At 40.5% G+C, this 22,862-nt stretch carries 19 protein-coding genes and 1 tRNA gene; 16 read left to right on the top strand and 4 right to left on the bottom strand.

The features are described 5' to 3' along the window. Positions 1-6 precede the first annotated feature (6 nt). From ACQY4U_RS02180 to ACQY4U_RS02150, 7 genes are all read left to right on the top strand, one after another. Positions 7-1,479, top strand: a complete 1,473-nt coding sequence (locus ACQY4U_RS02180; protein ID WP_428327732.1) for a SusD/RagB family nutrient-binding outer membrane lipoprotein — start codon at positions 7-9, stop codon at positions 1,477-1,479. 517 nt (positions 1,480-1,996) lie between these two features. Continuing rightward, positions 1,997-5,242, top strand: coding sequence for a SusC/RagA family TonB-linked outer membrane protein (locus tag ACQY4U_RS02175; RefSeq protein WP_428327731.1), 3,246 nt, complete (start codon positions 1,997-1,999; stop codon positions 5,240-5,242). Between the two features lie 42 nt (positions 5,243-5,284). Next, positions 5,285-6,766: a SusD/RagB family nutrient-binding outer membrane lipoprotein gene (locus ACQY4U_RS02170; protein WP_428327730.1), complete on the top strand. Its 1,482-nt coding sequence runs from the start codon at positions 5,285-5,287 to the stop codon at positions 6,764-6,766. A 116-nt stretch (positions 6,767-6,882) separates the two neighbouring features. After that, positions 6,883-7,779 (top strand): BT_3044 domain-containing protein, encoded by an 897-nt coding sequence (locus ACQY4U_RS02165; RefSeq protein ID WP_428327729.1) that lies wholly within the window; start codon positions 6,883-6,885, stop codon positions 7,777-7,779. Between the two features lie 219 nt (positions 7,780-7,998). Next, a complete protein-coding gene (locus tag ACQY4U_RS02160) occupies positions 7,999-8,973 on the top strand; it encodes a hypothetical protein (protein ID WP_428327728.1) in 975 nt (324 codons plus the stop codon). A 140-nt stretch (positions 8,974-9,113) separates the two neighbouring features. Then, positions 9,114-9,314: a bacteriocin-like protein gene (locus tag ACQY4U_RS02155; RefSeq protein WP_428327726.1), complete on the top strand. Its 201-nt coding sequence runs from the start codon at positions 9,114-9,116 to the stop codon at positions 9,312-9,314. 59 nt (positions 9,315-9,373) lie between these two features. Further along, positions 9,374-9,574, top strand: coding sequence for a hypothetical protein (locus ACQY4U_RS02150; RefSeq protein ID WP_428327725.1), 201 nt, complete (start codon positions 9,374-9,376; stop codon positions 9,572-9,574). Between the two features lie 48 nt (positions 9,575-9,622). Here the strand turns inward: ACQY4U_RS02150 and ACQY4U_RS02145 are convergent, their stop codons facing one another. After that, positions 9,623-10,030, bottom strand: coding sequence for a DoxX family protein (locus ACQY4U_RS02145; protein WP_428327724.1), 408 nt, complete (start codon positions 10,028-10,030; stop codon positions 9,623-9,625). Positions 10,031-10,073: 43 nt separating this feature from the next. Next, positions 10,074-11,003: a S66 peptidase family protein gene (locus ACQY4U_RS02140; protein ID WP_428327723.1), complete on the bottom strand. Its 930-nt coding sequence runs from the start codon at positions 11,001-11,003 to the stop codon at positions 10,074-10,076. Positions 11,004-11,089: 86 nt separating this feature from the next. On the opposite strand from ACQY4U_RS02140, the gene metG reads away from it, so the two are divergent. The 9 genes from metG to ACQY4U_RS02095 all read left to right on the top strand — a co-directional run bounded on the left by metG (position 11,090) and on the right by ACQY4U_RS02095 (position 19,199). Then, entirely contained in the window at positions 11,090-13,162 is a 2,073-nt protein-coding gene (gene metG / locus ACQY4U_RS02135) for a methionine--tRNA ligase (protein ID WP_428327721.1), read from the top strand. 115 nt (positions 13,163-13,277) lie between these two features. Next, positions 13,278-13,349, top strand: a tRNA-Arg gene (locus tag ACQY4U_RS02130). 252 nt (positions 13,350-13,601) lie between these two features. After that, on the top strand, positions 13,602-14,819 hold the full coding sequence (locus tag ACQY4U_RS02125; RefSeq protein ID WP_428327720.1) for a site-specific integrase: 1,218 nt from the start codon (positions 13,602-13,604) through the stop codon (positions 14,817-14,819). A gap of 71 nt (positions 14,820-14,890) precedes the next feature. Further along, entirely contained in the window at positions 14,891-15,427 is a 537-nt protein-coding gene (locus ACQY4U_RS02120; protein WP_428327719.1) for an ORF6N domain-containing protein, read from the top strand. A gap of 317 nt (positions 15,428-15,744) precedes the next feature. After that, the gene (locus ACQY4U_RS02115; RefSeq protein WP_428327718.1) at positions 15,745-16,302 is read left to right on the top strand and encodes a BfmA/BtgA family mobilization protein; all 558 of its coding nucleotides are present in this window, start codon (positions 15,745-15,747) and stop codon (positions 16,300-16,302) included. 619 nt (positions 16,303-16,921) lie between these two features. Beyond that, complete coding sequence (locus ACQY4U_RS02110; protein ID WP_428327717.1) at positions 16,922-17,506, top strand: hypothetical protein; 585 nt, start codon at positions 16,922-16,924, stop codon at positions 17,504-17,506. 206 nt (positions 17,507-17,712) lie between these two features. Continuing rightward, the gene (locus tag ACQY4U_RS02105; RefSeq protein WP_428327715.1) at positions 17,713-17,913 is read left to right on the top strand and encodes a hypothetical protein; all 201 of its coding nucleotides are present in this window, start codon (positions 17,713-17,715) and stop codon (positions 17,911-17,913) included. Then, positions 17,897-18,955, top strand: coding sequence for a DUF932 domain-containing protein (locus ACQY4U_RS02100; RefSeq protein ID WP_428327714.1), 1,059 nt, complete (start codon positions 17,897-17,899; stop codon positions 18,953-18,955). The genes ACQY4U_RS02105 and ACQY4U_RS02100 overlap by 17 nt, the downstream gene beginning before the upstream one ends. Positions 18,956-19,001: 46 nt before the next feature. Continuing rightward, complete coding sequence (locus ACQY4U_RS02095; protein ID WP_428327713.1) at positions 19,002-19,199, top strand: hypothetical protein; 198 nt, start codon at positions 19,002-19,004, stop codon at positions 19,197-19,199. A gap of 318 nt (positions 19,200-19,517) precedes the next feature. On the opposite strand, the gene ACQY4U_RS02090 is transcribed toward ACQY4U_RS02095, so the two are convergent. Beyond that, positions 19,518-20,669 (bottom strand): hypothetical protein, encoded by a 1,152-nt coding sequence (locus tag ACQY4U_RS02090; protein ID WP_428327712.1) that lies wholly within the window; start codon positions 20,667-20,669, stop codon positions 19,518-19,520. 80 nt (positions 20,670-20,749) lie between these two features. Next, positions 20,750-22,852: a TonB-dependent receptor domain-containing protein gene (locus tag ACQY4U_RS02085; RefSeq protein ID WP_428327711.1), complete on the bottom strand. Its 2,103-nt coding sequence runs from the start codon at positions 22,850-22,852 to the stop codon at positions 20,750-20,752. Positions 22,853-22,862 lie beyond the last annotated feature (10 nt).

The raw sequence follows: 22,862 nt of genomic DNA, 5'->3' as shown, positions 1-22,862 counted from the left end.
ATAGACATGAAAAAAACAGCATTAATTTTTGCAGCGTCGCTAACGTTACTGGCGGGCTGTAAAAAGGACCTTACCAGTCTTAACAACGATCCCAAGAACCCGTCGGTTGTGCCGTCATATACACTGTTTACCGAAAGTGAAAGGTTACTAAGCAATACTTTAACATCATCAAGTGTTAATTTAAATATATTCCGTTTAATTGAGCAGCAATGGACAGAAACTACCTATTTAAATGAAACCCAATACCAGATCACTTACCGTAAACAACCGGATAATATCTGGAATGCCTTTTATACAGGTGTTTTGAAAAACCTGCAGAATGCAAAAACGTTAATGGCTACCGATGTAAAAGATGGCGGTACTCAAAAAAATGAAATAGCAATGGCCGATATATTACAGGTTTACAGCTATTATTATCTGATAACCACATTTGGTAATATCCCATATTCGCAAGCATTGGATATAACCAAACCTTTCCCTAAATACGATGATGCAAAAACAGTTTATTACGAATTGTTTACCCGTTTGGATGCTGATATTGCTGCCTTGAACACTTCGGCAGGAAGCATTGGCAGCGCCGATATTATTTATGGCGGCGATATTGGCCAGTGGAAAAAGTTTGCCAACTCAATTAAATTAAAAATGGGTATCACCATTGCTGATTATGATGCAGCCACTGCAAAAACTGAAATTGCAGCAGCGGTAGCACCGGCTAATGGTGGTGTATTTGCATCAAACGATGACAATGCAACATTTAACTATGTAGCTACACCGCCAAATACCAATCCTGTTTGGGTTGATTTGGTACAGAGCGGCAGGCATGATTTTGTTGGAACAAGCCAGTTTATTAATTTATTAAATCCAAACACTGCTACGCAGGATCCCCGTTTACCATATTACTTTGCGCAAAATGCAGCAGGTACTTATATAGGTGCCTCAAACGGCTCTGGTAATGGTGGCATTGTTTACAGTCAGTTTTCATTACCTGCTGGTCCGTTGCTTACAGAGGGGTCAATAGGCTCATTAACAAACCCTGATTTCCCTGGCGTATTACTTGATTATACCGAAACTGCCTTTAACCAGGCAGAAGCGGTACAAAGAGGCTTTATAACAGGCGATGCAGCAGCTTTGTATAATAGTGCTGTTACTTCTTCAATTGCTTATTGGACAGGCTCAACAGCCAGCGCAGCTGCTTATTTAGCCTTACCAGGTAATACGTTTAGTGAAACAGGTACTGATTTTTCACAAATTGCAAAACAGGAATACCTTGCTTATTATAACAGGGGATGGGATGCATGGATTGCAACCAGGAGGTTAAAATCACCAGCATTAACTCCTCCGCCAAATGCATTTAGTGCATTTCCGGTACGTTTTACTTACCCAATAAGTGAGCAAAACGTAAATGTGGTTAGTTATAACCAGGCAGCAACCGCAATTGGCGGCGATTTGGTAACCACAAAATTATTTTTCGAAAAATAATCCTATTTAGTTAATATAATCCGGAGAGCCTGATTTTTAGGCTTTCCGGATTTTTTTAGCGTGTCGCCATCTCCGGGCGTTTACACGCTGTTTATTGGTTTAAACGTTTAGTTGCCAGCTAAACTTGTCCGGGCTGTTCTCCATCTGTCCCGATGTATTGCATTTGTCTTAATCTTTTCATTATCAGCAGGAAGTGATTTTTTATTTCGCCTGTTTTTTAATCGTTTTAATAGGTTTCGCGCTGGTGTTACTTAAAAATTGCTTGTTGAAATTGTAGTTTTTTGTCTTATAGAAGTTCGTTTTTATGACGAATTTGCCCTGTTTTTGTAACAATATCATATATATAGGTATAAACAGCTACCTTGTAATGCATATTATTAATTTTATCACATTTACTATATAACATTACTTTTTTTTAAAAAAAAGCAATGTTTTTTACGATTTAACTTGACAATTTAATAATGTAACACTACTTTTATGATTAATTAACTATTAACTGATCTTATTATTAACAAACATGAAAAAACTTTTACTAGTAAGTTTGTGTTTCCTGATGTTATGCATAACACAGGCATTTGCACAAAATCGAACAATTACTGGTACGGTTACTTCTAAGGACGACGGCTTGCCGCTTCCTGGAGTAAGCGTTACTGTACCAGGAACGCAAGTTGGTACTCAAACCAATGACTATGGTAAATTTACCATCAAAGTGCCGGCATCGGCAAAATCATTAGCATTCACTTATGTTAGTTACAACAAGCTTGTATTAAACATTGGTGCAACTGATGTTTTAAATGCTACTTTAGAATCAAACTCAAAAGAGTTGAAAGAAGTTGTTGTTACAAGTGCTTATGGTATTAAGCAATCTGGCCGTTCGGCTTCAAACTCAGCACAGGTTGTTACCTCTGCCGAATTGAACACGGTTCGTCAGCCAAACATCAACAATGCCTTAGCTGGTAAGGTTGCAGGTATCCAGGTTCGTAGCCAGTCGGCAGCGGCATTGGGTCGTAACACCGAAGTAAGGCTTCGTGGTGCATCTGGTTTCGGAACAGGTTCAGGTGCCCTTTACGTGGTTGATGGTACTATCCTTCCAAACTCTGATGATATCAACCTTGACGACATTGAAAGCGTTACGGTATTGCAAGGTGCAGCAGCAGCGGCTCTATTGGGTTCGCAAGGTGCTAACGGTGCTATCATCATCACTACAAGCAAAGCTAAAAAGAATGGTGGTTTAGGTATTGACCTTAGATTAGGCGCTACATTTGACAAGGCTTACATTTTGCCTAACTATCAAAACACTTATGGTGGTGGTAATGATCCTAACTTTGAGCAGTACGTTTGGAAAGACGGCGATCCTGTTGCCTGGAAAGCATTAAGCGGCAAATACTATCCTGATTATTCAGATGATAGCAGCTGGGGTCCTAAAATGGTTGGCCAGGAGTATATTCCTTGGTATGCCTGGTATGCTGGCACAAAGTACTCTTACAAAACTGCTTTATTTACACCACAGCCTAACAACACCAGAAGTTTCTTCCAAACAGGCGATCTGTTGGATAACAGTGTTACCTTTAACAAGGCCGGTGATGATTACAGCTTTAAAATGTCTTACGGTAATGTTTACCAAAGAGGCGTAATTCCTGATCAGGACTTAAAAAGAAATACCCTGAACCTTAACTATTACTATGATTTGAGCAAACACTTCTCATTATCTGCTAACATTAACTATGTTAACCAGAAACAAGATGGTTTAGTTCAGGATGGTTATGCTAACCAGTCATCAGGTTCATTTGACCAATGGTTCCACCGTGATATTGATATGAGTATCATGAAAGAACTTAGAGGTTTACAATATGGCCCGGGCCAATATGCAAGCTGGAATCACAATGATCCAAATGCATGGAACTCAGCTAACCCTTCAGCATTTTACGGTGGTAACTACTGGTACAACTTTTATACTTACCAGGATTTAAACAAAGATTATTACAACCGCGACCGTTTATTTGGTAACATCGCATTTACTTACAAAGTAAATAACGATTTAAGCTTCAAAGCAACTTACCGTAAACAACAGGCTACTTCTTATACTGAGAACATCGTTCCTACAGAAGAAGAAATAAGTGCTGTACAAACAGGTGTTAAAGCGAGCTACTATACTCAAAACACTTACTCAAACCGCGAAAACTATGAGTTTTTAGCTACTTACAACAAAAAGATCAAAGATTTTACTGTTGATGCTAATGCTGGTACTGACGTATTTAACTGGACTTACAAAGATAATTCAGTTTCAACCAACCAAGGTTTATCTATACCTGATCTTTACACTGTTAATAACAGCGTAAATCCACCTACTTTAACAAACACCAGAATTAAGGAAGCTTACAAAGCTGTATTAGGCCGTTTAGCTTTAGGCTGGAAAAACCTGATATTCCTTGATGGTTCATTACGTAATGACTGGTTTTCAACTTTGCCACAGGCTAAAAATGATGTGTTATCAAAATCAGCTGGTTTATCATTTGTATTCAGCGATTTGCTTAAGGACAAAACACCTTGGTTAAGCTATGGTAAAGTAAGAGCAACTTACGGACAGATCCCTAAAGCATTAGGTACTTCAAACGAAACATTTGGTGCTTACAGATACCCGGGAGCTGCTTACAACGTAAATGCTACAAAATACAATGGCCAGTTGTTAATGCAAACTCCGGATACTTTTGTTGACCCTGTTATACATGGTGCAACAGTTACTCAAAAGGAGTTAGGTATTGACTTAAGATTCCTGAATGACAGGATCGGTGTTGCGGGTACTTATTGGGACGGTTCTGAAAAAGAAATTCCTCAAACAGTAACAGTTAACGGTGCCAGCGGTTTTAATACCATCTTAACTAACTTTGGTTTAGTTGCTAAAAAAGGTTTTGATTTAACTATGTACGGTTACCCTGTTAAAACGGCTAACTTCTCATGGAATATCAACTTCACTTACTCAAACCTGTTAGAGGATAAAATTATATCTATCAGCCCTAAATATAACGTAACACAAATCGTTGTTTCAGGCGGTGGTAACACTTTCTCAAACGTGCCTTACTTAGTTCAAAAAGTAGGTATGACATGGGGACAATTATTTGGTGGTGGTATCCTGCGTAACGGTGCTGGTATCCCTATACTTGATGCTAATGGTTTCTACCAAAACAACCCTGCGGTTTATTTTGGCAGCGTATTACCAAAACATACAGGTGGTTTACAAAACTCCTTTACTTTCCTGAAAGATTTTGCAGTTAACTTTAACATCGATTATCAATTTGGTGGTAAATTTGCTTCATTATCTGATGCATTCGGTTCATTCAGCGGTTTAACTGCACGTACAGCAGCATTGAACGATAAGGGCAACCCGGTTCGTGATGCAGTAGCTGATGGTGGTGGTATACACCAGGTTGGTGTTGATGCAACAGGTAAGCCAGTAAGCAAATATGTTAGTGCTTATGATTATTATCATAATAACTTTAACAACAGCGCTGAAGATGAGTTTGTTTACGATTTAACATTCATAAAATTACGTGAAGCTGGTATTTCTTACCGCATCCCGGTTAAAAAATTAGGTTTAGGTTCATACATCAAGAATGCTACCTTCCAGCTTCAGGCGCATGACCTTTGGTTAATTTATGCAAAAACCAAAGACTTTGATCCATCACAGATCAGCTCTGTACAAGGTGAGCAAGGACAATTGCCAGGAACAAGAGGTTTTGGATTTAACCTTAAAGTTGGTTTTTGAGCGATTACGTAATTTAAAACTAAATTTAGATACATAAAAAAGATGAAAAAAATATATATATACACACTCGCAGGCCTTATGTTATGGGGGGCGTCGAGCTGTAAAAAGCCAAACGACTTTGGAACAACGAACCTTGATCCATCGGCAACTACTAAACCAATTGTGTCTGCACTATTGGCAAGTGTAATGTCAGGCGTGGGCGGTTATGCATCAACCAATGCTTATGCAATTGGCCCAGGTGCATATGCTCAGTACTTTTCAGAAACACAATACCCAGGTACATCATTATATACCCTGCCAAACACTGATTTTACAGGTTCATATAATGGTAGCCTTTACGATTTACAGAATGTTATTAACCTTAACCAGGATAAAAACTCTGTAGCTGTAGCTAAAATACTTCAGTCTTACATATTCTGGGTACTTACAGATAGTTATGGTGATATTCCTTACAGCCAGGCATTGCAGGGTATAAAGGTGATTACTCCGGCTTATGATAAACAGGAAGATATCTACAAGGGATTATTAACAACCTTATCTTCTGCAGTAGCATCAATGGATGGCGGAACTGTTCAAGGTGATCTTATCTATGGTGGTGATGCCGCTTCATGGAAAAGGGCAGCAAACTCTTTGAGTATGCTGATAGCTATCCAGGCTTCAAAAGCATCTGATAACGCTTTTGCTAAAGCAGCCTTTACTGCTGCTATGAACGCTGGCCCTATAACAACAAATGCTCAAAATTTTGCAGTTGTTTATCCGGGTTCAACTTATAGCTCTCCTTGGTATAACCTTTATAATGGTAGAACTGACTGGGCAGAAAGTAAAACAGTTACTGATACTACATCTGCTTATAACGATCCAAGAACAAATCCATTCGGAGGTTCTTTTTCAGATCCGGCTCAAACAACAGGTGGTACTGTAACTTCAAATGTTGGTGTTCCTTACGGTTTAGGCCGCACAGCGGTTACTGCATTTACTGCTGCTAACCCTACATGGGCGCTTGTTTTACGTGCTGATTTACGTGTAACAACTGCTGCTACAAGCAGGGTTACTATAGTAAGTGCCGCACAGGTAGCATTAGCTGAAGCTGAAGCTGCTAACATTGGTTGGATTGATGGAGGTACCCTTGCCACTTCTTATGCAAATGGTATCGCATTATCATTCGCTCAATGGGGTGTTAGTAATCCGGGTTATGCAACCGGACCTAAGGTTGCAATTTCTGCAGCAGGTTCTCCTGATAATGAAAGAAGGATTGCTACCCAACAGTGGTTAGCAAGCTACCCTGACGGACACATGGGCTGGGATATTTTCCGCAAAACAGGTTTCCCTAATCTTACACCAGCTCCGGCTGCAAGTAACTCTTCGGGCGAGATTGTTAGAAGGTTTGTTTATGCATCAAGTGAGTATACTACCAACCAGGCAAGCGTACAAGCTGCAGTTGCCAGAGAAAAAGGACCTAATCCAGGTGTTGATTCTCAAGACAATTGGGTATGGTGGGATATTGGTAAAGGCCAGCATAAATAACCAATAGGATTATTGTTTAGTTCTTAAATATATTTTGAAACTATCATGGGCCGAGGCTCAAAGAATTTGGAAGGTGAAACCTGTGATAGTTTTAATAACATTAAAAAAACATTAAAATGAAAAAGACATTTTTACAATATCTGTTTCTTAGTTGCTCTGTAATGGTGCTTTTCAGCGCGTGCCGAAAAGATCCTTACAAAGGCAAGGAAACACTACAATCAGGTAAAACCTATGTGTGGATTACCGAAGCGCAGCAAAACAACCAGTTTTTCCTGCCGTTTACTAATACCATACCTGTTACCATGTTTTCTGTAAGGCGTGATGCTGCAAGTAAAGCAGATCTTCAAAAAGCCGTAACCGTTACATTAACAGCTATTGATATTACTACTACCGCTTTTAAAGCAAAATTCGGTACCTATAGTGCTATCCCAAGTTCATTGGCAACACAAGCTTCAGATAATAGCATTACTACATCGGCTACAGGCGTAACAATGAATTTTGCTGCTGGTGTTTTTGCAAAAAACTATGTGCTGAATGTTAATGGAGCCAATTTTGATCCATCTCAGAAATATGCTGTTGCTTATGCAATAACAAACCACGGTGGTTTTTCTGGAAAGCATTTAGATGATGGTACAAGTGCTGATACTATAGTTGCTGTGTTGGGTGTTAAAAACATCTACGATGGAGATTATTCAGCTACAGGTTCTATTTCATTCCCTAATCCGGCATCAAACAGGTCATGGGCTGCTCGTGATAAACCTTTAACTACCATAAACGCAACAACCAGCGAAACTGAAGCGGCTGATTTGGGCGGAAATGGATACTACATGTATTTAACAGTAAATGCAGATAATACTGTTACTGTAACTCCTGCTCCTACTTCACCAAATCAAACTATTCAAAACAATGGTGATTGTACTTACAATCCTGCAACTAAAACCTTTAACCTTAACTATAAATATATAGGTGGTACAGGTAATAGGGTAATTGCTGACGTTATAGTACACAACTAAGCATAATACCAAATAAAAAAAGCCGTCTAATTATAAATTAGGCGGCTTTTTTATTTCTTAGAATTTATATTATAATTAAATAAAAGAGATCTTTAAGCATGAAATAGAGCGTTTTATAACCAAATTGTTACTCAGGGTTAAAATAAAACAGGCAGCTTAGGTGGTGGTTTTGGGCGATGATCCTTATCTTTAAAAATCTTAATCTTATTATAGGAACATATGAAAATTTTGAACTTTTGCTTTTTATTTAGCATTATAGCATCTTTTAGTTTTGGGCAAACCGTATTGGTTAACGGAACGGTGAGCAACCAGGCAGGCGAGCCTGTACCCTTTGCATTTATAAAGGATATAAAACATAACTATGCTACATTTTCTGACTCTGTTGGTAACTTTCATTTAAGGGTTGATCCGGCTTCGTCACTGGTGGCATTAGCCCCTCATTATAAAAATGAAGTAGTAGCTATTGGCGGAAGTCAAAAAATTAAAATGGTAATGATTTCCAATGGTTCAGAAGCGGCCTCAACAAAAACAGATGCCGATAATGCTGGCGGATCAAATAGTTTTTTAATGAACAGACAATTATTGGTTACTACAAATTTAGGTGCGTTTTCTCAAACTATTAAAACCGGCTTTAATCAAGAAGAAACAAGAGGTAGCCGTTACATGTTTGCTAACTGGTTACCCGCTTTTGGCATAAACAAAAGTGACACACTATTGGCTGATATTGGCACCGTTTATAACTACGACAAAATTAATGGTAACCTGTTGTTATCTGAAGACAAAAAAACGACGAGTATGATCCCTAAAGGGGAGGTTAAAAGTTTTACGTTGTTTGATGGCAAAGGCCACCCGCATATTTTTGTAAGTGCGCCCGAGATTAACGGTAAACCGTATATAGAGATTTTGGTTAACAGCCCTAAGGTTAAGATTTACAAAAAAGTGGATACAAAACTGGTTGCTGCTGATTTTCATACTGATGGCGTTATTGAATCAGGCCATCGTTATGACGAATATGTAGATGTTGAAAGGTATTATGTAGTTAAAGATGGTGCAAAGCCAGTTTCTATCTCACTTAGGAAAAAAACAATTAAAGAAATATTTGCCGGTGATGCTGATAAGTTTATTGCAGATCAGGGTTCAAGAGATGTGGATGAAGATTATTTAGCTGATTTAAATATTAATTTAGGTCAATAACGTAGATTAATACTTCAGATTTATGAACCCATCCTAATTTAAGGATGGGTTTTTTTATGCTTTTAAATTTTTTCTATTTCTTATTGATTAATATTTTAATTAACTTTAGGATAATAAGTTAAAACCAAACCTTAAAGCAAATGAAAAAATTATCCAGAAAAGAAATGAAGGATGTAACTGGTGGCATAGTTACTAAAACCATTTGGTATTGCAGAGATACCCCAAACCTGCCCTATATGACGGTAGGTACCTGTTCAACAACCGATCCTTACGCGCATTGCGGTGAATACTCCTGCTACAACTCCAATGTAGTGTGCACCGGTGCTGAACTATGCCCCTGATTAATTTAGCAAATTATCATAAATCAATTTAATTCACAACTAACCCTTAAAATTTCATCATGGAAAAACTATCAAGACAAGAAATGAAAGATGTAACAGGTGGCGTTGGCCTTAAAACTATCTGGCACTGCCAGGATACCGCTACATCACCCTTTATGACGGCTGGTACCTGTTCAACCGGCGATCCTGCTGTGTATTGCGGCGAATATTCATGCTATAACTCAAACGTATCCTGCACAGGCGGCGAGTATTGCCCATAATAGTTTGCATATTTTCCGGTTGCAGAATTGGTTTTTGCAACCGGTTTTCTATTTTTTATCTACACTATATTTCCCTGCACCCAAAAACAAGAGCCCTGCAAACATTATCGCATCTTCAATAGCATGCGCAGCACCTTCAAGGCCATCGCCTTTGCCAAAGTGAAATAAAGCGGCTACAATAAGGTTTATTATCATTAAAAGGCAAACGGGCCTAAATGCAAGGCCTATGATAAGCAGGAAACCGCCAAATGTTTCAACCACCACGCTGAGCAGGCCAAAAACTACCGGCCAAAAATGAATACCAATATATTTGGTTGAAGTGCCAATCTGTTCCCAGGTTTTTACGCCGCCGCCCAATTTAGGGTAGCCATGAAAAATGAACATTATACCCAACCCAATCCTGATAATTAACAGGCCAAAGTTTTTGTATTTGCCCAAATTGCTCAATATTGCCATGCTTGTATGTTTTTTTGGTAGATGGAGTTTGAAAAAAATATGATCAAAAAGTGTAATTTATGCTTGCGCCTGTAGCTGTTACACACAAATTTAGCGTTTTCCCTAATATCAGGCTGCAATTATCAGGCACATGCCCTGCCGGGAAATCAAAGCATACCGGGTAATTATATTCTTTAACTATGTCCATAATAATTTCGGGTACGGTTTGCCCAAAGGGGATGTCATTATCTTTTATATCGGTAAAGCCCCCGGCTATTATCCCCGCCAGGTGTGCTAACTTTCCTGCGCGTTTCAGGGTGCGCAGCATCCGGTCTACCGCGTACAGGTACTCGCCAATATCCTCAATAAACAATATTTTATCCCGGTAATCCATATCCGAAACCGAGCCTGATGCCGAGAGCAATATAGAAAGATTGCCGCCTATCAGCAGGCCGCTTCCTTCACCTTGCCGGTTCATTGTATTTGGTGCAAGCTGATAACTGATCTCCTCGCCAAATAAAGCTTTCCTTAAGGTATCCAATGACCTGGCCGAAGCATCGGGAATGGTCATGGGCATTTGCCCGTGTATGCTGGGTGCATTGTAATTTGCAAACAAGTGCGCATGCAGCAGCGTAATATCACTGAAACCTATTACCCATTTTGGGTTTTGGGCAAAACGGCTAAAATCAACCAGGTCAATCATCCTCACAGTTCCGTATCCACCGCGTGCAGCAATAATAGCCTTAATGCTGTCGTCATCAATAAAGCGCTGCAGGTCTTTCGCCCTAAAGGCGTCATCGCCGGCAAACTGGTTATAGCTGGCAGTAACGGTATCGCCCAAAACAACTACTAAGCCCCATGATTGCAGCAGGGTTATGGCATCCGTCATGGGGTTAGGCAGTTTCTTGGCCGGGCAGGTGATTGCTATCTTATCTCCTTTTTTAAGAAAAGGAATCTCGGGCAGGGCAGTTATGGCTGATAAATGTGTATCCATCACCAAGTATAAAAAAACTTTCGGACTTTCCCCGCTTTCGGACTTTCGCGACTAAATAGGTATCTTTGCACAATTATTACTATTTAATGTCAAAGCTTAATAAATTTAAACGGTTTACAGTAACATCGGCATTGCCGTATGCTAATGGGCCGCTCCATATAGGCCATTTGGCCGGTGCATATTTACCTGCCGATATTTTTGTACGCTACCTTCGCCTTAAAAAAAAGGATGTGGTTTATATCTGTGGGTCTGACGAGCATGGCGCTGCCATCACTATCAAAGCCAAAAAGGAGGATACCACCCCGCAGGCAATTATTGACAAGTACCATACCCAGATAAAAAACAGCTTTGAAGAGTTCGGGATAGCTTTTGATATTTATCACCGCACCTCATCGCCCATACACCATGATCTTTCGCAGGAGTTTTTTCTGAACCTTTACGAGAAGGATGAGTTTATAGAGAAGTTTTCGGAACAATATTATGACGAGGATTACCAGCAGTTTTTGGCCGACCGTTATATTATTGGTACCTGCCCAAACTGTAAAAATGAGAATGCCTACGGCGATCAGTGCGAGCGCTGCGGTACCTCGCTGAATCCAACTGACCTGATTAACCCGGTATCGACCCTGAGCGGAAAAACACCCATTTTGCGCGAAACCAAACACTGGTACCTGCCGCTTGATAAATATCAGCCCTGGCTTGAACAGTGGATTGATACCAAAGAAGGCGACTGGAAGGTAAACGTATTTGGCCAGTGTAAATCATGGCTTAAATCGGGCTTGCAACCCCGCTCCATGACCCGCGACCTTGACTGGGGTATTGACGTACCTTTGGAAGAAGCCAAAGGCAAAAAACTTTATGTTTGGATGGATGCGCCGATAGGTTATATATCTGCCACTAAACAATGGGCCCTTGATAATGGCAAGGATTGGAAGCTATACTGGAAAAAACAAACTCCAGATGTTGGCGACTCCTGCCTGCTGCACTTTATTGGTAAGGACAATATCGTTTTCCATTGTATCATTTTCCCATCTATACTGCATGCGCATGGCGAATATATTTTGCCGCAAAATGTACCTGCCAATGAGTTTTTAAATTTAGAGGGGGATAAGCTATCTACCTCGCGCAACCACGCTGTTTGGCTGCATGAATATCTGGAAGAGTTTCCGGGTAAGCAGGACGAATTGCGCTATGTACTTACCTCTATATTACCCGAAACCAGCGACAGCGAGTTTACCTGGAAAGATTACCAGGCACGTGTTAATAACGAATTGGTTGCCATTTTAGGTAATTACGTAAACCGTGTAATGATATTGATGCACAAGTTTTTTGACGGTAAGATTGAAAGCGATGCCGGTAAAATTGTGCTGACCGATGAAACGCTGGCTGCAGAGATCAGTCGTTTTTATGGAGAGATAGAAGTAAATTTAGAGGCATACAGGTTTAGGCAGGCATTGCAAAGCGCAATGGATATTGCCCGCTTGGGTAACCGTTATCTGACCGAAAAAGAGCCCTGGAAAACCATCAAAACCAACCCCGAAGACGCTAAGACGGCGTTGCATAACTGTTTGGTGATTATCGGCCACCTGGCAGCGTGTATGCAGCCGTTTTTACCGGCTACGGTTAAAAAAATAATAGGCATGCTTAACCTGTCATTTAGCGCAATAGCCTTTGAGCAGGAAATAGCTTTTGAGAACGGGCACCAGCTAAACCCATCAGCCTTTTTATTTGAAAAGGTAGAGGATGAGGTGATTGATTTCCAGATCCAGAAACTGATAGATAAAAAAGCAGCATCGGCCCCGCAAAAACAAGTTGAGGTTGTTGCCGCTAAAGAAAATATCAACTTTGAATCGTTTGCCACGATGGATATCCGCACCGGCACTATTTTAGCGGCCGAAAAAGTTGCCAAAACAAAAAAGCTACTGAAGCTTACCATTGATACCGGGATTGACCAGCGCACCGTAGTATCGGGCATTGCCGAGCATTACGAGCCCGAAGCCATTATAGGCCAAAAGGTAAGCATCCTGGTAAACCTTGAACCTCGCGAAATAAAAGGCATACTATCGCAAGGAATGATCCTGATGGCCGAGAACAGCGAAGGCAAGCTAAGCTTTGTTTCGCCTACAGAGGAGATGCATAACGGATCGGTAATAAGGTAGTGCGCAACTGCAATTAGTACGTTAAAAAGGCAAATACGCATAACTGCAAATGTTTGTTGACTAACTCGTTCAAAATTCGCACATTTGCACATTCAAAATCCGCGTAAAGCAAACCGGTCCCGTAGTTCAACGGATAGAATAGGAGTTTCCTAAACTCTAGATATGAGTTCGATTCTCGTCGGGACCACTAAAATCAATATCAAAATACGATAAAAGCCTGCAAATCAAATGATTGCAGGCTTTTGTTTTTTGGTCAAAACACCAAAATATGCACCAAATCACGTTAAAAAAGTGAGTAATTCGGTGAGTACCATAAAGTCAAGTTACTACTCACCAAAAACGCTGTAAATTATTGACTGTCAACCAGTTCAATAATTGAACATCTTGATACCTATTAGTTGCAAGCATACATTTGTTTAACTTTTTAATGCTTGTAATCATGAAAACTAATTTCAATCTGCTTTTTTATTTAAAGAAACAAAAAGCTTACGTATCAGGTAACATGCCTGTCTATATGCGTATCACCGTTAATGGCAAACGTTCGGAAGTGTCTGCCGGACGGGATTGTGAGCCATCAGGGTGGAACAACCACGCTGGGCGGGGCATTGGCACTAAATCGGAAGTAAGGGCTTTAAACAGTTACTTAGACACGTTGCAAGCCAAAGTAATGAATGCGCACCAGCAACTAATTGGAGCAGGTGAAAGTATTACCGCCGACAGGTTACGTAATCAATTTATTGGCCGTGCAGAAAAACCCTACTATATAGTAGCGTTATTTAATGAGCATAACGACCAGGTAAAAGCATTAATTGGCAATGGCTTTGTAGCCAACACCCTTAAAAGTTATCGCAGTTCATATAAACACTTGTCGTTGTTTGTGCAGCATCAATATGGCATAGCTGATATGGATATTAAAAGTTTGAACCATGCCTTTATTGTCAATTATGAATTTTACCTAAAAACGGTATGCAAATGCAGCGGGGTATCTGCCGCCAAATATGTAAAGCACCTAAAAAAGATCGTTAACAATTGTTTAGCTAACAAATGGTTAAGTGATAATCCATTTATCAATTACAGATCAAAGGCCAAAGCGAAAGAAAAAGAGTTTTTAATGCAGAATGAACTGGAGGCCATAGTGATTAAGGGTATCACTATTGAAAGGCTGATACAGGTGCGGGATATATTTGTATTCTGCTGTTATACCGGCTTATGTTATGCAGATGTGCAGAAATTACAACGCCACCAAATAGCTAAAGGTGTTGACGGTGAACAATGGATATTTACAACAAGGCAAAAAACAGATACCAATTCAAGAATACCGTTATTAGCCATAGCCGCCGACATTGTAAACAAATACGCCGATCACCCGCAATGCGTAAATAAGAACCTTGTTTTGCCTGTTTTGAGTAATCAACGGATGAACAGCTACTTAAAGGAAATAGCTGATATATGCGGTATTACTAAAACGCTCACATTTCACATGGCCCGGCACACATTCGCTACAACGGTAACTTTATCTAATGGCGTACCTATCGAAAGTGTGAGCAAGATGTTAGGTCACACCAATATTAAAACCACACAGCATTATGCAAAAGTTTTGGATTTGAAAGTCAGTAAGGATATGGCATTGCTTAGGAAAAAATTTGCTAATGAATAAATTACTCAAAAACTTAAGGTCGCAATTTGCGACCTTAAGTTAATTTAAGACAAATTAAAAGCATCCAAATTATGGAAGAGAACGCACTAATACCCGATGAAATAGTAATGAACCAAATCTATTACATAAGGGATCATAAAGTTATGTTAGACCGTGATCTGGCTAAGCTATACCAAGTAGAAACAAAGGTTTTGAAACAGTCTGTAAAACGTAACATCGTAAGGTTCCCGGAGGATTTTATGTTTGAAATGGATAAAGAGGAATTTCAAATTTGGAGGTCACAATTTGTGACCTCCAAATCAGACCAACAAGGTTTAAGGTATGTTCCTTTTTGTTTTACCGAACAGGGAGTTGCTATGTTATCCAGCGTTTTAAACAGCGAACGGGCGATTAAGGTCAACATACAGATCATTCGCATTTTCACCAAACTGCGGCAAATGCTGTTTGATAATACTGATTTACGATTAGAGGTGGAAAAAATAAAATCAAAGTTGGATAACCAGGATAAAAACATGGAGATCGTATTCCGCTATTTGGATGAACTATTGGAAAAGAAAAATGAACCGATACCGCGCAAAAGAATTGGGTATAAATCGGATGATTTGTAATTGTTAAAAGTGAAGTAGCTGCCATTTCTTATTCACCGCGACAGCGAATTTAGCCCACAGGGACAAGCGCCGCCCCGGTGCAACCCGCGAAGCGGTATTGCAGCCGGCAAGCGGCTTCGGTGCGAAGCATCGTTTGGAGTTTTAACCGCGTCCATTTTTGAAAAAAAATGGAGCAAGCGGAAGTTGGGCAGAGCCCTACTTTGCTTGCCCTACGCTATCGCTACGGGGGGTTAACTTATACTCCTGGTATAAGTTGAGGCCCCAGGACTATCGGCAAGGCCGAAATAACCATAAGTCACCTTATAAGTACAAACAAAATGAGCACAAAAGACAATTATAGCAAGACCCTCCGTTTTTCAGCGGAGACAGACGAAAAGCTTAGTAAACTTTCCCAAAAATTCAGCTTAAGCAAGTTCCAGTTCTTCAATAAGATGGTAGAATATTTCCACCGTACCAAAAAGGACCCTTCTGACATCAATGATGAAATACTTAAAAATACGCTTGTTAAAAATCATGACACTTACATCCGCTTCATCCGGGCGCAGGAAGAAAAAATACTAATTCCTGTCAAGACCGAAGTTGACCGCATGGTACAATCCCAAATCAAAATACTGGACTGCTTTAACGGTCAGGTGTTGAAAGCGAATAAAGATTTAATAAATAGTCACCAGGCACACATCGAAAAATCAGCGGAAACGGAGCGTCTGATTAAAACAATCGCGGAAAAACTGGAAACCAAAGAAAGTCTCAAAATCAAATTCCAATACATCCTAAACCAATATGCCAAAGCACGGGAAAATTTCGGCTTCACAACATCGGTTAAAGAAAAAGAGGAACTGGTACAGGAAGCCCGGCAAATGGTGGCTAAACTTTAAATTTCAAATCAATGTAATTATTATCGTCGGCAAAAAAACAATAAACTCCTATAAGCTTTGGTGAATAATCTGCACCATACTGACTATGCCAAGCCGCATTGACACCAGGTATCTCAGCAGGTCCAGTCACTTCATTCGTCCCTCATTCAGCCGCTTCCCTGCATTTTAAAAGACCGTGCGATTTGGGCATCGCCTGCGCTCACCCAAACCACACGAACTTTTTACCGCCACTCCTTGTTTTCTAATACTGTTTTCTATGTCCTTTTAAAAATTCCCCCAGGCTTTTTGGTTAGCAAATTTCTGAACAAGCCCTTTGACGTCAAGACCGGGGCCCTGCGGGTTTGCTGAAAAAAAATCTTCCTTGCTCGTTCCTCGCAAGCGTATTTTTTTTCGCAAAGTCTTGCCTTACAAAGGGCTTGTGTTCAGGTGAGGTTGCTTAACAAAAAGCCAGGAGGCCCTGCCGACTGACTTTAAAAAGAAAAGCAACCATGAAAACAGCAAACGGCAGAAGCCCACCACACACAGCCCAACAGCGGAACGGACAAACCGCCCCGCCATTGCAAAACGCCTCATTAGGGCAATTACTGAATTTATTAAAAACTTTTAAAAATTAGAAATTATGAAAACCGCAGAAGTAAAAACAACAGAGATTAACAATAACAGGGCAAATATCACAGGTAACAATAACGAAACTGCAAAGGCAAACAATTTGCCTGTAAGTACCACTTTAAACGGCGAAGCCAAAAAGGACGAACCGAAGAAAACGGAAACCCCTGTACCCGTACAGGCAACCGAACAGCCTAAAGAAATAGTACAGGCGGAGAACAGTCCCAAATTTGTGGCAGAACAGCCAAAGGCAGAAGAACCAAAGAAAGTTGCCGAGGAAGTAAAACCCGCTAAACCTGTACTGAATTTAGAGAGTACGTTAAAATTGGTGGAAGAACTGCACCGCCGTAAGGTGCAACGGGATAAATTAATGGATACAATCCAAAGTTTGGAAGCTTTTGAGGTTAACCAAAAGGATGAAGCCGAAGAAAGCGGGATAACCAATTATTCCCGGTGCGAACTAACCATTGCAGATGACAAGGGCAAAAGCTTTACCACTAAAAACCCGGTAATCATTTTTCATGTAACGCAGTATGTGAACGCCCTTTGTCTAGACAAACTGGCGCAGATTGAAGCAGGTATCATTATTCCCGCTTAATTAATGGAAAACGCCCCCTGCATCTGAATTGCAGGGAGCGTTTTTAAAAACTTCTATTTTCTTAAAAGCTAAGACAATGTTAGAATTATTTATCGAATTAACCAACCAAATTTTTTGGGATGGTTATGCACAGCAATTAGCAAATGAAAACCCCACAGTTTTCAATTCCGAGTTAAACGATTTCATTAATAATTACAACTAATCCAATGAGGACAGACACCGTATTTCTATTTATCAAAGTGGTTATCCAAACCAAGTACCAGCATATACAGGATGCTATGAAAGAATTGGAAAACCAAACCCAATACAGCATCGGCAGTACCGACAATGTGGAAGTATTGGAAACAGAGATTATTAAACTGAATAAAGAACAATTAAACAAAAACAACAATGGCACACAATCTTAATTATAACGAGCAAACAGCAAAGCACAGTTTTTTTTCAGTAAAGGAAAAAGCCTGGCACAACTTAGGGCAGATCATTACAGATTATCCCACGAGCGCAGAAGCGATTATACACGCAGGGTTAAACTACACCGTTGAAAAACGCCCTTTATTTACGTATGATACTGAAAATCATACAGGCGACCCCGACATGGATATTTTAATCCCCGAAATTGAAGTGCCCGATTTTTACGCCACCATCCGCAACGATACTGAACAAGTTTTGGGCGTAGTTGGCAAAGATTACGAAGTGGTACAGAATGTAAACGCCTTTGAGTTTTTCGATAGCATCGTAGGGGGTAAGGACGGGATTTTATACGAAACCGCCGGAGCGTTGGGCAAAGGGGAGCGTATTTTTATTACCGCTAAACTGCCCGATTATATCAGGGTTGGAAAAGATGATTTAATAGAGCAGTATTTGTTTTTAACTACTTCGCACGATGGTTACGGCAGTATTACCGCAGCTTTTACACCTGTTAGGATAGTTTGCGCCAATACGTTAAACGCTGCCATGCGTAACCATAGCAACGGCATTAAAATACGGCATACCGCCAGCGCAAACGAAAGGCTAAAACAAGCACATCAATTATTAGGGATTACCAACCAGTTAGCCGACGAACTGGAAGAAGTGTTTAACCATTGGTCGAAAATCCGTATTACAGATAATGCCGTTAAGCATTTGATACAAATTGCAATGGCACCGAATAAGGAAGTATTGCAAAATCTGCAAAACGGGAAGCAGGACGAATTAAGCACTACTTATAATAATATGGTAAGTAGTGTTATGGAATATGCCCTAACCAGCCCAACACAGCAGGAAGCGACCACAAAAGGAACTTTGTTTGGTGCTTACAATGCGGTTACGGGATATTTTCAGAATGTCCGAAACTTCAAGGATGATGAAAGCAAATTTAAAAGCATCATGTACGGGACGGGGTTGCAACGCAGTCAAACCGCCTTTGATTTATGCACTGAATTTGCCAAACATGGTAATACGTTAAACTAACAATAACCAACAGGGGGCTAAACACCCCCTTTATAAATTAATCGTTATGAGCATTTTAGCAGATAAAACAGATTTTAAGGCTTTGAAAATTATTTCAAAATGCCTTAAACAGCTTGATGAAATAAACAGTTTAAATTTAAGGGTTACCAAAATAGATGATTTTGAAATTAGCCTTGCAAAAAATATGCTTAAAAGTGTTATTGACAACAATGGGCAGACAATGGATATTAGCCCTTCTGCTTAACTGTATTTTATCAGCACACGTTACCTCATTTAGTCCAAAAGAACCTACAGGGTGCCCTTTAATGTTGGTCTATTGAGCAGTCAATGGTCAAGTGTGGGTTTGCCGCGCTTTAAGTGTCTGAAAACTCCTGATAAGTCCCTGCAACGGTCAGCAAAAGCTGAAGAGAATAATCGCCTAAGACTTCTATATAACTTAAGTGGGCTAATTTAAGCGCATAACAGCCATGCAGGAAAGTTTCAAGTCAATTAAGCAGACTTCATGGTAACTACCTTCTTCTCGGCAACAATGGACAAGCCAGTGCGCCAAGTAAACTACCTTTCAATTTGTCAGCGTAATTCCGCTTAAATTCCTGAGCCTGGCAATAATGCCCCAACTATAAAAGTTATTTACCACACCAATTAGCAGTGTATTTGAACCGGCTTTAAGAGGGATGTTGACCATCGAATTATCAATATTTAGGCATCCGTTCGGAAATTTGGCGAGCGGAAGTCCGAATTGATTTTTATCGGCATCAATTAATTTATTATTCGCGAAAACATAGACTTCATCACAAAAACCAAGTTGCATCTGCATAACCTGATCCTTTGTTGAATTAATGGTGGTTTTCAACCAAACGTAACGGCTGGTGTCGCTTGCTCCAAATTTGCGGGATAAGTTGACAACCCCGCGCCTTTCCGCAGTAATCCCGTTCCATTGCGTGGAGTCTTTGGGCAGATCACCGGTTGTTAGTTCTCTTCCTTGTCCCTTGATCCTTGAGGAAGTAACATCCCATTGCCGGATATAATTCATATCGTGTTTAGTAGGGTCAATTCCTTCCAGGGGAGATATATTTCCTACATCATTTGGCTTAATGGTCAAATTTGCAAAATAGGCAAGCCCGTCAAATCCGATTGTTCCTGCTTTGCTGCTACTTTCCAATCTTGGAATTTCTAAAACGGGCTCATTCATATCATTTACATACATGCGCATTTGCATACCGGAAACTACCAGCTTAACATGGTTCCATTCCTTGTTGTGTACAGGTGCCGGCCCATCATAAGGCGACATCATATTAAAGAGCAGCACACCGTTTACAACCGGTGCATATTGGATATCATCGTTGTCGCGCTTGCTATCATCCCTTTTGGTTCGCAGGTAAACGTATTCGCTTTCCTTTACATTCTGCTGACGGAAGTATATGCCTATCGGACCGAAGCCCCTTGTTTCCGCATCGATCGGCTGCGTATCGAACTCGATGGTGCCATTAGTAAAGATTAATCCTTTCAAATTGATTTGTCCGCCGTTGGGGTGCATTTTAATAGCTTTTACACCTTTGTAAGTGACAAATTCCGCTTTTGCGGCAGTAGTATCCCACTTGGGAGCTTCAAAAGGAATTATGATTGATTTTTGATTGTTTTTGATTTGCGCATGGCAGCCAAAGTAAAAAAATAGTACTAAAGGCGCGGTCACGAATAAGTTTCTCAAAGTCATGTTTGTTGAAATTTAAGCAAGGTAATAAGTATATGAGGTGGTCTGATATTTAATTTTTACAAAATGCCCGGTTTGTTACATTAGCGCGCCCTTTTTTTTTCGTCCTCATTTGAAGTTTCCCTTTTCTTCGCATCCTTTACATTCTTACCGAATTTGTAGCTAAATGACAGGCTAATATTTCGTGTATCGCCTTTCATGAGTGAGCCATTATCCTGGTTCAGGTAGTGTGAACTCACATTAAATGAATTTCCATAGAAAATATCACTTGCGGCCAGTTTCACCGTTCCGTCATGAAAAACTGTTTTACGGATACCGAAGCTAACATCATAAGTTCGTGCGATATCAAATATTCCGGCAATATGCGGCGTGTTATACCAAGCGTTTAATTCTGCTTTCAACCCCGCACCTTTGTTTATGGTAAAGGCTTGGTCAACGGTCCCGCTGAAAGTTAACTTATGGTAATCGTAACTTCCCTGCAAGTATGCTGACCTTTCAGTTTGCCGGGAGAAATCAGCCGTGGCGTTAACCTCCCACCATCCTGCCGGATTAAATGGCGCTGAAAGGCGGACACCTGCGTTCGAACTGAAGCCGAGATTTTGCTGGGTAGTATAAAGGAGATGATCCACGTTATCCTGTACCGTTGCGTAGGTGAACATGTCATGTGTAACATTGTAATAACCTGTGATGTTGTACTGCTTCTTCCAGGTATAGCCAAGTTCTATATTCTGAACAAATGAAGGCTGTAATGCAGGATTTCCCTCAACAAATGAATAAGGTGTAACATAGGTTTTAAAGGGGTTCAGCCTGAAATATTCGGGACGCTGAATACGGTAGCTGTAGGTCAGTTGCAGATCACTGTTGTCGTTTAGTTTATAAATCACATAAGCGGTAGGGAAAAGCTTAAAGTAACTACGTTTATTTAACGAATCAAGTGTAGCTGAAAAACCCCGGCTGTTTGTGTATTCACCGCGTAAACCGCCTTGGAATGTCCAGTTACCTACGGTTCCATTAATGCTGGTGTACAATGCTGCTGTATTTTCCGTGTAGGTAAAATGATCGCTCTGGTTACTGGCCAGAACGGGTACCGCACCTGCGTTGTTAAAATAATTAAAGGTATTGTCAGTTTTTATGCTGCTGTACTTTATTCCTGATGTCAATGTCCAGCGCTTAAATAATTTGCTGGTATAATCTGCCTTTCCCGAGTATATATTGATACCCTGAGTGGTTGGGGTATATATATGATAAGGGGCTGATGCAGGGCTACCGTCAGGCAGGAAGGAATAATTATCCAGAAACTGCCTGTTAGTTGACCTAAATGGAAGGTAATCAAAATCTACGGTCAAACTTTTTCCGGTTGTATCGATTTTCAGCGTATAATTCGCGTTAAACCCGATCTGGGTGGTATTGCTTTTACTGTTCGTTATGGTATGAAGCAGGGAATCAGGTGTTGCGTTGCTGCCGCCTGCTACGGAAGTGTTGGTTTCGCTATGCCCGTTACCAGCCGCATTATAGCCGGTAACCAGAAATCCGATTACCTGGTTTTTACTGAGCCGGTAATCAGCCCCAAGTTTATAATTATTGACTGCTGATTTCCGGTGATTAACAACATCACTGTTCCAGAAAGAAGGATTACCTGGGGTATTGTAGTTTACAAAGTCTGTTTCTTTATAATCTTTATCCCTGTTGCTGTAATTGTAACTGCCGAAAACATTCAGTTTATCCTTACGGTAATTGAAAATCGCCCCGGCATTATAGCTTCCATAGGTCGCCTGTGTATAGCCGGAATTCAGGGTGACATTCAATCCATCCGATTTTGATTTTTTGGTTACGATGTTAATGATCGCCCCACCTTCTGCATCATATTTTGCCGGCGGGTTTGTAATGACCTCTATTTTTGAAACCGCGTCTGAGGGAAGCCCCTGAAGATAGGTGGTCAGCTCATCGGCCGATAAATGCAGCGGCCGGTCATCGACATATACCGTTACATTTTTTTTATCAGCAGCCAGTGTATTGCCGCTGTTCAGCTGAACGCCCGGTGCTTTGGTCATGGCATCCCAGGCACTTCCGCCGCTGGCGACAATGCTGTTTTCTACGTTAAATACGACCCTGTCAATTTTTCTTTCAATGACAGGTCTCGTGGCTGAAATGGTAACCATGCCTAACTGCTTTGCAGTTTCCTCCATAATAATCAGC

Source organism: Mucilaginibacter sp. (assembly GCF_965277465.1).
Classification (GTDB): domain Bacteria; phylum Bacteroidota; class Bacteroidia; order Sphingobacteriales; family Sphingobacteriaceae; genus Mucilaginibacter.
Note: the sequence above shows the minus strand (reverse complement) of the source record. Positions and strands in the feature narration are given on the sequence as shown.